The organism is Segetibacter aerophilus (genome assembly GCF_007991655.1).
GTDB lineage: Bacteria > Bacteroidota > Bacteroidia > Chitinophagales > Chitinophagaceae > Segetibacter > Segetibacter aerophilus.
Window position 1 is genome coordinate 1 of the sequence record NZ_BJYT01000012.1, and the last position, 11,046, is coordinate 11,046.

Genomic DNA, 11,046 nt, shown 5'->3' on the forward strand with positions numbered 1-11,046 from the left:
CCCTGATGGAGGTATGGAGGCGCCAATAGCAGGTTCTCACTTGTCGCCTTTTAATTATGACATCTCGAGCAACCAGGCAAAGATGGCGGAACAGGCGGTCGCACGAGTATTAGAGGATCATCTGGAACTTTCAGATCCGGTTGAAGGTGGGTTGAGTGTAATTGATATCAAGGCAAAGAAAGCTGATAAAGACGTTTTGGTAGAGTTCTCTACAACAAAGAAAATAAATACAGATACATACGAAGTCGAGAAGTCAGCGGACGGAAGGGTTTTTGAATTAAAAAAAGAAATTAGAGTGATAAAGAATCAAGTTGAAGGCAGCTATCACTTTACTGATCTCAATCCTAATCCCGGAGAAAATTATTATCGGGTTCGATCTACTGCCCATTCGGGTAGAATAACACTTTCGAAAGTTGCTTCTGTAAATAATATAGCCGAGATTGAAAATGTCCGTGTTTTTCCAAACCCAATTATCAGTAATAAAATTTATGTTCAGTCTTATAACCTCCCCGGTGGTACTTATGTAATAAAGTTATTAAGCAGTCTTGGGCAAGCCATTTATGCTCAATCGATCACCCATTCTGGAGGCTCTTTTAACCATATAATTTCTCTAAAAACCGAGTTGTCAAAGGGGCCATATCTATTGCATATTTCAGGTGAGAACAGAACGCTCACAAGGAAGTTGATTAAATAAGAACGGTCATCAAGTATGTAAGGAGGCTGTCTCGCATTAATGGGACAGCCTCTTTTTTTATAACCTGGACGGATCCCTAGGGAGTTCTTAAAAGACTTTGATATTAATGCCCCTAAGTTTTGGTTTTCTTATAACGAATTAGTTAAACTTAAGCCTGCGTATCTTACTTAGATGCAATTGCCAATTGCAGTGCTATAATCCTTTGATTTGGAAATTAAAAGCAAATTGTCCCGTTTCAGAAAGAAGAGGTAACATTTATAGCAATATCTTCAAATGCGGTGGCATTTTATAACATAGGACTTGTATTTGTAGCAGTTGTGCTGAAAGCGCTATACATACGAAATATTTTTACCATTACACTCCAATCCGCCTAAAATGCAAAAAAGCACGTTCCAGTAAGAAACGTGCTTTTTGCATTTTAGAATTTCCCTCTTAATTATATTGAAACTTCTGGCTTTTTATAATTTCTTCGTCTTGCTTAACCTTCACCTCCCATGCCCACGCGGTTCTCATCATTTCTTTCAAGTCATATTTAATATCCCATCCCAAAGCTGTACGCGCGTAATTGTTGTTTGCATAAATCGCTACCACATCCCCCGGTCGGCGCGGGCCAACTTTATAATTTAGTTTTTGTCCGCTAACTTCTTCAAAAGCCTTGATCGCTTCCAGCACGGTAACACCGTTTCCAGTGCCGAGATTAAAAATGTCACAATTGGTTTTATTTTTTTCAGCAAGAAGGTATTGGATGGCCAGGGTATGTGCATGAGCAATATCGGACACATGAATATAATCGCGGATATTACTACCATCACGTGTTGGATAATCAGTCCCAAAAACAGTGAGTTGAGGAATTTTGCCAATGGCAGCCTGTGTTATAGCGGGAACCAGGTTCGCGGGCTTTCCTAAAGGAAGTTCCCCAATTAATATTGATGGATGAGCGCCTACGGGATTAAAATAGCGTAACAAAATTGCTTTTGTATCAGCCGCTTTCACCACATTTGTTATAATCTCTTCACCCATTTGCTTTGTTGAGCCGTAGGGAGATTCAGCCTTTTTTATAGGAGATTCTTCAGTTACAGGAATTGTGTCAGGGCTGCCATATACAGTGCAGGAAGAAGAAAAAACGAAATGCGGAACATGAAATTCATCCACGCACTTCAACAAATTAATTAATGAAAAAAGGTTGTTTTCATAATACATTAGGGGTTCTTCGACCGACTCTCCAACCGCTTTATAAGCTGCAAAATGAATGATACCCGATATGTCTTCATTCTCTTGAAAAACTGCGCGGGTGTCGTTATAGTCCTTAAGGTCTACTTTATAATTTTTTACTTTTTTGCCTGTCATCTTTTCAATACCATCCAACAGATAGCGGGTACTTCGCGACTGGTCGTCTATAGATATTACATCAAATCCATTTTCTATAAGGTCAACAATTGTATGAGAGCCGATATAACCACAGCCACCAGTAACCAGGATTTTTTTCATAAATTATGTATTAGCAACATTTACACATGCAAAATAAGTGTAAATAATGAGTTCTACGCGGTGATTTTTGCTATAAAAAAACTTTGATAAGATAGAAGATGAGGGCGGCAATGATACCACTAATAGGTATGGTTAAGATCCACGCCCATAGAAGACTTACGGTTACACCCCACCGTACTGCAGAAAGGCGCTTCGTTGCACCGACGCCGATAATGGAACCTGTAATGGTATGAGTGGTACTTACAGGAATTTTGAAATGCTCAGTTAGAAAAAGAGTTATTGCCCCAGCAGTTTCAGCGGCAACGCCTTCCAGTGGAGTTACTTTCGTAATACGCGTACCCATTGTTTTTACAATTTTCCAACCTCCACTCATAGTACCAACACCCATGGCTAAGAAACAAGAAAGTGGAACCCAATCAGGAATGCTTTTTAAGTCAGGAATGTAGTTGCTGGCAACCATAGCAACGCCAATAAGACCCATCACTTTTTGCGCATCATTTCCTCCGTGCCCAATACTGAACGCTGCAGACGAAACCAATTGTAATCGTTTGAACCAACGTTCGGCTCTATATGGATTCGATCTTTTAAATAGTTGAACAATAATGACGGTAATAAAAAAAGCGATAACCATACCTATTAGCGGAGCAGCAACTATAAATGAAATAGTAGGGATAACCTTACTTGCATTTACGACACTGAAAGTGTGATAATGCGCCACAGCAGCTCCTATGAGACCACCAATTAGCGCGTGTGATGAACTTGAAGGAATACCGAACCACCATGTAATAAGGTTCCAAATGATCGCCGATAGTAGTCCGGCCAGAATTACATACAAAGCCAGCGGATCCCCTTTTTGAATGGAAACGCTCTTTGCTATAGTATCTGCTATTCCAAAACCACCAATAACATATTTCGAAATAAAGAAAGCTGAAAAGTTGAATAACGCCGCCCACAAAACGGCCTGGAAAGGAGTAAGAACTTTTGTTGATACGATCGTAGCTATGCTATTTGCCGAATCGTGAAAGCCGTTGATATAATCGAATATAAAAGCAAAAATGATGATAATGACCAGCAAAGAAATCATACGGGAAGTTTGAAGTAATGTAACTGGTGATTAAGCGTATTTTACAATAATAGACTCAATCACATTAGCAGCATCCTCACACTTATCTGTCGCAAGTTCCAGCACCTGGTAAATCTCTCTTCGTTTGATCACTTCCTTAAAATCGTTCTCCTGGTTGAAAAGCTTTTCAATACTTAAATCAAAAATATCATCAGCCTGGTTCTCGATATCATTAACTCTTACCAGTGCTTCCGTTATTTTTCTAAGATTTTTCATGTTGCGGAGTTCTACTACGGCGCTTTGTACATGTATGGTACCTTGTTCAATCAACTCAACCATTTTCTGTATACCCGGATCGTTTGGATTAACCCTGTAAAAAATAATCTTCTTTGCAGAAGAATAAATATAGTCTGCAATGTCATCTAATGCAGAGGCCAATGTATGAATGTCTTCCCTGTCAAAAGGCGTGATGAAGTTGCGCCCCAATTCAGTAAATAGTTTGTGAGTATGGTCGTCATTTAGATGCTCCAGGTCTTCGAGCTTGCTCGAGAGGGAAGCTCTTTTATCAAAGTCAGGTTCATTAACCAGTTGCTTTAATACTCCACCCATGGTGCGAACCGTTACAGCAACCTCTTCAAACAAATTGTAGAAGATGGTATTTTTTGGCATGAACAGCTTACCGATAGAATTTAATCCCATACATAAAAATTTCAGCAAAAATAGAGTTAAGGCATCTATCTACAACGCTTAACGATTACTTAATAATAAGATAATATTGAGTAACGATTATAGTCTTATTAGTATGAATGTTTTTTGAATGCTTTTTTATAAGCTTCATAACTTCTTTCAACATCGTTGTGTCACTCACTTGTACAAATTATTTTATTGCAGCTTTCAACCTACAACTTCAGATACTTCTATTAATACTGCGATAACATTTAAGTAACAGTAGGATAATGTTGAGGTAACAGTACCATAACATCGCCCTGATACTTTTGCTACAATGAAACTAACTAAAGTGAAAGTCTATATTTTCTTTTGTACAACTGCACTCACACTTTTCTCTTACTCACTATTAGCTCAAGCCGCGTCTAAGATCAGTGGTAAAATATTTAACCTTAAAAACGATCCTCTTTCAGGTGCGTCTGTCACCATTGAAGGTTTATCAACCGGAACATCTACAGATGTAGAAGGCAGTTTTGTGTTAACTGTCGCTTCTTCTAAAACTGTAACCCTTAAAGTATCTGCTGTAGGCTATAAGGAAAAGACTGTTGCAGACATAATTGTGGCGTCCGGTAAAACCGAAGAGCTGAATATTGTTTTAGAAGAAGCAAGTAAAAAACTTGAAAATGTGGTAGTCAAATCTTCAGGAGCAAGAAGAGAATCTGTGAATGCATTAATCGCATATCAGAAAAACACAAGCACTGTTGCACAGGTAATTTCTGCTGAAGCCATCAGAAGATCGCCGGACAAAAACACAGGGGAGATACTAAAGAGAATACCGGGAACGTCTATACAGGAAGGTAAATATCTTGTTGTAAGAGGATTGAGCGATCGCTATAACCAAGCGATGTTAAACGGAGTTTTATTAAGCAGCACTGAGCCCGACAGAAAGACTTTCTCATTTGATATTTTTCCTGCAGCAATGATTGATAATATGATTATCAATAAGTCGTTTATCCCCGAACTAAGCGGCGAGTGGGCCGGGGGTTTGGTACAGGTTAATACTAAAGATGTTCCTTCAACCAATTTTCTAAATGTTCAAATAGGTACAGGTTTCAATACGCAAACAATAGGTAAAGACTTTTATACTTATCGTGGAGGAAAACTCGATTGGCTCGGAATTGATGATGGCGCAAGAGGTTTGCCAACAGGCCTTCCAACTAAATCTCGATTCAGTGACCTGGGTTCTACCAAAGCACAGCAAAATGCTTTTGGAAGAGAATTCGAAAATATTTGGTCCGCTAACAAGAATTCTACAAATATTATCCCTGTTCTAAACAAGTCTTTTCAACTGAGTGGCGGGCTGAATAAGAGGCTGTCTACTAACAACAAATTAGGGGCAATATTTGCAATTACGTATAATCAACAAAACAGGAGAACCGAGTTTCAAAATACACTCTACTCTTTTCAGAACAATGTTGCCAGTGTAAATTTTGACTACAATAATAATAAGTATAGCCAGGATGTTTTGTGGGGAGCTTTAGGAAATGTTACCCTGCAATTGGGAGCTAATCATAAGATCTCATTTAAGAACCTCGCCAATATAAACTCGACAGATTATGTAACTCACAGAACAGGTAAAGACTTCGAGTTTAATTCCTCTTTGGGCGAGAATATTAGGGCGACAGAGTTAGCCCTTAAATCAAATACATTTTTTAATACCCAGTTATCGGGCGATCATAATTTTACAACCTTGCAATCGAAATTGCACTGGTACGGCAGCTTCAATATTCTCGATCAATACATTCCTGACCAGCGCCGTTTGCAATACAACCAGAACCCGGAAGTTACCAACACCCCTTATGTTGCATTGATTGCAACTTCCAAAACTTCGCAGAAATCGGGAAGCAGATATTATGGTTTTTTGAACGACTATATTTATAATACCGGCGCTGATGTGGCTACATCTTTTAAAATGTTTGATTTGAACCAGACAGTAAAGGCTGGTTATTTCTTCCAGGTAAAAGACAGGCTGTTTGACTCAAGACCATTTGCCATTTACATTCCGGCTGGCGAGAACCCGGCTCTGCAAACCCTTCCCGCAGAAACGATCTTTAACGCAGAGAATTTCGGAAACGGGGAAGATAATAAGTTCGCGTTTAATGAACTTGCAGGCGACAGGTTCAGGTATGTTGCCAATACAATTCTTAATGCCGGCTTCCTGCAGTTTGATAACCAATTCTCGGATAAACTAAGAGCTACGTGGGGTGTGAGGGTCGAAGATTATGACCAGGTAATTGGTAGCCTAAAGCAAAGTGATCCAAGACATTTACACACACGTACAACTGATCTTCTTCCAGGGTTTAACCTGACTTATAAAGTAACCAATAGCGCCAATATTCGTTTGTCCGGTTCACAGACTGTCATCCGTCCTGAGTTTAGGGAACTGAGTGATTTTCAGTTTTACGATTTCGAACTAGGCGCAACGGTAGCAGGATATAGAAACCTGGTTCGCACAAAAGTGACCAACGCAGATTTGAGATATGAACTATATCCAAGAGCAGGGGAACTTTTCACGGTAGGTGTGTTTTATAAGTATTTTAAAAATCCTATTGAATCTTATTTTAATGCTGTTGCCGGCGGAGGTAGTTCTTATAACTTCCTGAATGCTGATAAAGCAAAAGGTTTCGGTGCAGAATTGGAATTGAGAAAGAAATTAGACTTTACTGAAGCACTGCGCAACTTTACTTTTCAAACCAATCTTTCTTACATATACAATAGGGTAGAAAGCCAGGCTGCACAAATTAAGCGGCCAATGCAAGGACAAAGTCCCTATGTGTTCAATGCTTCACTGCAATATGACATTGAGAAATTGGGATTGAACACTACACTTCTTTATAATCAAATTGGTGATAGAATTTTATATGTCGGCGGCGACAACACTCCGCCAATTTGGGAAGCTTCACGTCCTTTAATTGACTTTCAGATAGCTAAGAAAATCATGAAAAATAAAGGCGAACTAAAGCTGAACGCTTCTGATATCTTAAACCAGGCGACCAACTATTACGTCGACCTTAACCAAAACAGCACATACGATAAAGGTCAGGATGCTTTAGCCATCAGAAGAAAATTCGGTACAAATGTTAGCTTTTCATTTGCCTATAATACACGGTAGAAGCAAAACATGTAAGTAGTCGAAAGCGGTTACAACAGTACAAGAGTGCGACGCAATCAAAGTTCAATTCTGTTCTATTGCCGCATTCAAAAAACACTTCATAAAACACTTAAAGTAAAAATAAACACATGAAAAAGTTGTTCATCCTTTTTATAGCAGCGGGCGTTGCAATAAGCGGTTGCCGTAAAATAGAGGTAGACGGACCAACGACCGTTATCACTGATCCTACCACCACCAACGGCAACGAAAATGTTGTTCTTGAAGGTAGAATTTCAGCAAACAGAACATTGAAAGCAGCGTACACCTACAAGCTTCGTGGACTTGTATATGTAACAAATGGGGCAATCTTAACTATTGAACCAGGTACTAAAATAGTGGGTGAAACCGGCAAAAACGGCGGACTGATTATAACAAGAAGCTCAAAAGTAATTGCAGACGGTACTGCTGATAAACCAATCGTGTTTACATCGGAAGCAGCCACACCACAACGCGGAGACTGGGCGGGTTTGGTAGTACTTGGAAACGCTCCGACAAACGCATCGTTTAATGGCGTGCAAGGTGTAGGCGAGATTGAAGGAGGTATCAATAATAGTGACGGTCTCGGTCTGTATGGCACGCCTGCTACACAACAGCAAAATCCGGCGGATAACAGTGGTATTTTAAGGTATGTAAGAATTGAATATGCAGGTTATGCATTCTTGCCTGATAAAGAAATTAACGGACTAACCTTAGGTGGAGTCGGTAACCAGACCGTGATCGACTACGTGCAGGTTTCTTATGCTAATGATGATTCTTTTGAATGGTTTGGTGGAACCGTTAACTGTAAACACCTCATTTCTTTCCGTACGTTAGATGATGATTTTGATACTGACAACGGCTTTGCAGGTAAAGTTCAGTTCGGCATTGCTTTAAGAGACTCGGCTATTGCAGACATCTCAAAAAGCGAAGCTTTCGAAAGCGATAATGACGCAAATGGAAGCGTGTTATTCCCGCAGACATCGGCAGTATTTAGCAACATGACAGTACTCGGCCCAAAAGCTACTTCGTCTTCAAGAGGTAATAGTTTGTTTCTAGCAGGTGCCCAGATTCGCAGAAATTCTTCCATTTCTATTTTCAATTCAATCATTGCAGGATGGCCGCAGGGTTTAATCATCGACGCCTCTAAAGGTGTGCCTACAGATTTGAATATTACCTCGGCGACACCTTTGCTGCTTATGCAAAATAATATTATTGCGGGTTGCGCTCAACCGCTGGTATACGCTGCAAGCTCAACTGCCGCAACAGGAGCTACTACGGCCTCTATTGCAAGCTGGTTTAATACCGCTGCCTATTCAAACACCATCTTAACTAACAATGAGGAAGCAGGTTTAACAGCCCCTTTTAATTACGCTTCGCCTGATTTTAATCCCACAGCAAATTCTGTCGCTGTAACGGGTGCAGTGTACACAAATTCGAAGCTTGCAGGATTAGCGCCCGTAAATTATAAAGGTGCTTGCGGTCCGGCCGATAGCTGGTGGAAGGGATGGACGAAATACTAATTCTCTTATATGCAGGATCATAAAAAAGCTATCGTTTAATGCGATAGCTTTTTTATGATGTCTATTATGAACTTATAGTTTACACAGCCTTTTAAATGAGCGTCGTTGCGGCGTGCGGCTCTGGTATTGTGTCTTCAATGCGCAGGGTCTTTTGCTGCAGGTAATTAAAGATTTCAATTTGCGACCTTACCTTATGGTGTTCATCTCTCTCGACATAAGTATTAGATAGTTCACGATCGAGCCATCTTGCTTTTACGTTGTCTTGTAATTGGATGGAGATGATGTCTTTTAACTCGTTGATAATTTCTTTATTTGTTACAGGAATGGCAGCCTCTATGCGATGGTCAAGGTTTCTTACCATCCAGTCGGCGGAAGAGATAAAGACTTTTTCTTTGCCATCATTGTGAAAGATCATTACGCGGGCATGCTCAAGATATTCATCAACAATACTGATAGCACTAATTGGTTTTTTGAATTTTGAATTTTCGACAACCGCACAAAAAATTCCTCTTACCACCATCTTTACAATGACACCTGCCTGCGCTGCTTCATACAATTTTTCAATTAAGTCAGCATCGCTTAGTGAGTTTAGTTTTAGCGTGATGCATGCGTCTTTCTTCGCTTTGGCGTTCTTAATTTCCTTATTGATTAACTGCGTCAACTCATGCCGCATACTTGTCGGGCAGACCAGTAATGTCTGGCAGAGTTTTAAAGATTCTAAGCTTGTTTTTGGATTTTCGAGAAAATTAAAAATCCGGTTGATATCAGCCATAACGTTCCGGTTGCTTGTAAGCAAGCAATGGTCGCCGTAGACCTTCGCCGTTGATTCGTTTAAGTTCCCTGTACTTACAAACCCGTATTGAATAACCTGGTCCGCTACCCGCTTCCTGATCATGCAGATCTTTGCATGCACCTTCATATTGTCGACCCCGATCAGCACTTTTACACCTTCTTCTTCCAGTCTTTCTTTCCAGGTAAGATTTGCTTCTTCATCGAAACGGGCTCTTAGTTCAAGCATTACCACAACTTCTTTACCGTTGCGTACAGCATTGATCAGGGCGTTGATGATTTTAGAATTTCTGGCAAGGCGGTATAGAGTAATTTTTATAACAGTTACATGCGGATCGATCGCTGCTTCACGCAACAGATCAATGACAGAATTGAAAGAATGATATGGAAAATTAAGTAGCACATCTTTCTCGAGTATTACGTCAGTAACACGCAGCGAGTGAGAAAGATCAGGATGCATAATCGAACTTCGACGATTGCTTTTCGCATTGAATACATCGGGAAAATCCATGAAATGCCTGAAATTATGAATACGCCCTCCGGGGATAATATTGTCTTTTCTTGAAAGGTTTAATTTCCTGATCAGGTATTCCAGCAAACCGGCATCCATTTCTTTGTCATAAACAAATCGAACTGTTTTTCCCTTTCGACGATTTTTAATGCCTTTTTCTATTTTTTGAATAAGCGAAGTTGAGATGTCGCTATCAATATCAATTTCGGCGTCTTTGGTAACTTTAAAAATATGCGACTCGAAATGGTCGAACCCAAAATAAGAAAATATGGACGGCAGGTTAAAGCGAATCACATCTTCAAGCAAGATGATGTTTTGCTCCCCGTTTTCTGAAGGTAGTAAAACAAAACGGCCCAGCGCTCTTGTGGGTATTTCTATCAATGCATATTTCTGCTCATACGCACTGCTTATTTTTCGCATGATTACCGCGAGGTAAATGGACTTCTCTCTTAAATATGGAAACTGCGGAATGCTTTCAACCAACAGCGGTATTACATTGCTTCTTACTTCTTCTTCAAAATATTTTCTTACAAACTGGCTCTGTTCCTCGTTTAATTGTTTTTCATTGAGGAGGTATATTTTTTCGTGTTCGAGTTCAACGAGTATGTCTTCCCAAATCCTATTGAACTCATTTTGTTGTTGCAAAACGGTCATCTGAATATCATCAAGAATCTTTTGCGGATCCTCTTCAAGATGCATATTTTTTTTTCCAATTTGAGTCATCCGTTTTAGAGTAGCTACCCGCACTCTAAAAAACTCGTCGAGGTTATTTGAAAAAATGCCAAGAAAACGTATCCGGGCTTTTAAAGGAACAGAGGGATCATTTGCTTCCTGTAATACCCTGGCGTTAAAACTTAACCAGCTAATATCTCTTGGAATGAATTTGTGTTTACTCATGGTAATTATTCTTCTATCACTAACGATCTAATCTATCATTAAATTTTGATCTAATATCTTTATTCGGCTTCTTGCTAACAGAAACATTTATGCCATTATTCTAAACATGGGTCGAAAAGGTTTGTAGCAGGAATATTTAGTTTCTTTTGCAGCAAGTTTTCTTTCCAATATTCCGGTCAATTACATGGCTACTTTCTTTCGAATTGTTTCAATTTATAGCTAACGAAA

The 11,046-nt window shown here is 39.6% G+C and carries 7 protein-coding genes; 3 read left to right on the forward strand and 4 right to left on the reverse strand.

What is annotated here, in order from left to right; all coding sequences use genetic code 11:
• Positions 1-694, forward strand: a 694-nt coding sequence (locus tag SAE01_RS15540; RefSeq protein ID WP_147204714.1) for a T9SS type A sorting domain-containing protein, incomplete at its 5' end; no start/stop codon positions are given.
• A 432-nt stretch (positions 695-1,126) separates the two neighbouring features.
• Here SAE01_RS15540 and galE read toward each other — a convergent pair.
• The 3 genes from galE to SAE01_RS15555 all read right to left on the reverse strand — a co-directional run bounded on the left by galE (position 1,127) and on the right by SAE01_RS15555 (position 3,944).
• Positions 1,127-2,182: a UDP-glucose 4-epimerase GalE gene (gene galE / locus SAE01_RS15545; protein WP_147204715.1), complete on the reverse strand. Its 1,056-nt coding sequence runs from the start codon at positions 2,180-2,182 to the stop codon at positions 1,127-1,129.
• 70 nt (positions 2,183-2,252) lie between these two features.
• On the reverse strand, positions 2,253-3,266 hold the full coding sequence (locus SAE01_RS15550) for an inorganic phosphate transporter (RefSeq protein ID WP_218029169.1): 1,014 nt from the start codon (positions 3,264-3,266) through the stop codon (positions 2,253-2,255).
• A gap of 30 nt (positions 3,267-3,296) precedes the next feature.
• A complete protein-coding gene (locus tag SAE01_RS15555) occupies positions 3,297-3,944 on the reverse strand; it encodes a DUF47 domain-containing protein (RefSeq protein WP_147204716.1) in 648 nt (215 codons plus the stop codon).
• A gap of 304 nt (positions 3,945-4,248) precedes the next feature.
• Between SAE01_RS15555 and SAE01_RS15560 the strand changes: the two genes are divergently transcribed.
• Together SAE01_RS15560 and SAE01_RS15565 are read left to right on the forward strand one after the other, a co-directional pair.
• Positions 4,249-7,083 carry a TonB-dependent receptor gene (locus SAE01_RS15560; protein WP_147204717.1) on the forward strand — a complete coding sequence of 945 codons (2,835 nt, stop codon included), beginning with the start codon at positions 4,249-4,251 and terminating at the stop codon, positions 7,081-7,083.
• A 128-nt stretch (positions 7,084-7,211) separates the two neighbouring features.
• A complete protein-coding gene (locus tag SAE01_RS15565) occupies positions 7,212-8,621 on the forward strand; it encodes a beta-helix domain-containing protein (RefSeq protein ID WP_147204718.1) in 1,410 nt (469 codons plus the stop codon).
• A 91-nt stretch (positions 8,622-8,712) separates the two neighbouring features.
• Here the strand turns inward: SAE01_RS15565 and ppk1 are convergent, their stop codons facing one another.
• Entirely contained in the window at positions 8,713-10,818 is a 2,106-nt protein-coding gene (ppk1, locus tag SAE01_RS15570) for a polyphosphate kinase 1 (protein WP_147204719.1), read from the reverse strand.
• Positions 10,819-11,046 lie beyond the last annotated feature (228 nt).

Bases quoted from the DNA above. Each gene is read 5' to 3' on its own strand.
- galE (WP_147204715.1), bottom strand. From the start codon at position 2,182: ATGAAAAAAATCCTGGTTACTGGTGGCTGTGGTTATATCGGCTCTCAT.
- SAE01_RS15550 (WP_218029169.1), bottom strand. From the start codon at position 3,266: ATGATTTCTTTGCTGGTCATTATCATCATTTTTGCTTTTATATTCGAT.
- SAE01_RS15555 (WP_147204716.1), bottom strand. From the start codon at position 3,944: ATGGGATTAAATTCTATCGGTAAGCTGTTCATGCCAAAAAATACCATC.
- SAE01_RS15560 (WP_147204717.1), top strand. From the start codon at position 4,249: ATGAAACTAACTAAAGTGAAAGTCTATATTTTCTTTTGTACAACTGCA.
- SAE01_RS15565 (WP_147204718.1), top strand. From the start codon at position 7,212: ATGAAAAAGTTGTTCATCCTTTTTATAGCAGCGGGCGTTGCAATAAGC.
- ppk1 (WP_147204719.1), bottom strand. From the start codon at position 10,818: ATGAGTAAACACAAATTCATTCCAAGAGATATTAGCTGGTTAAGTTTT.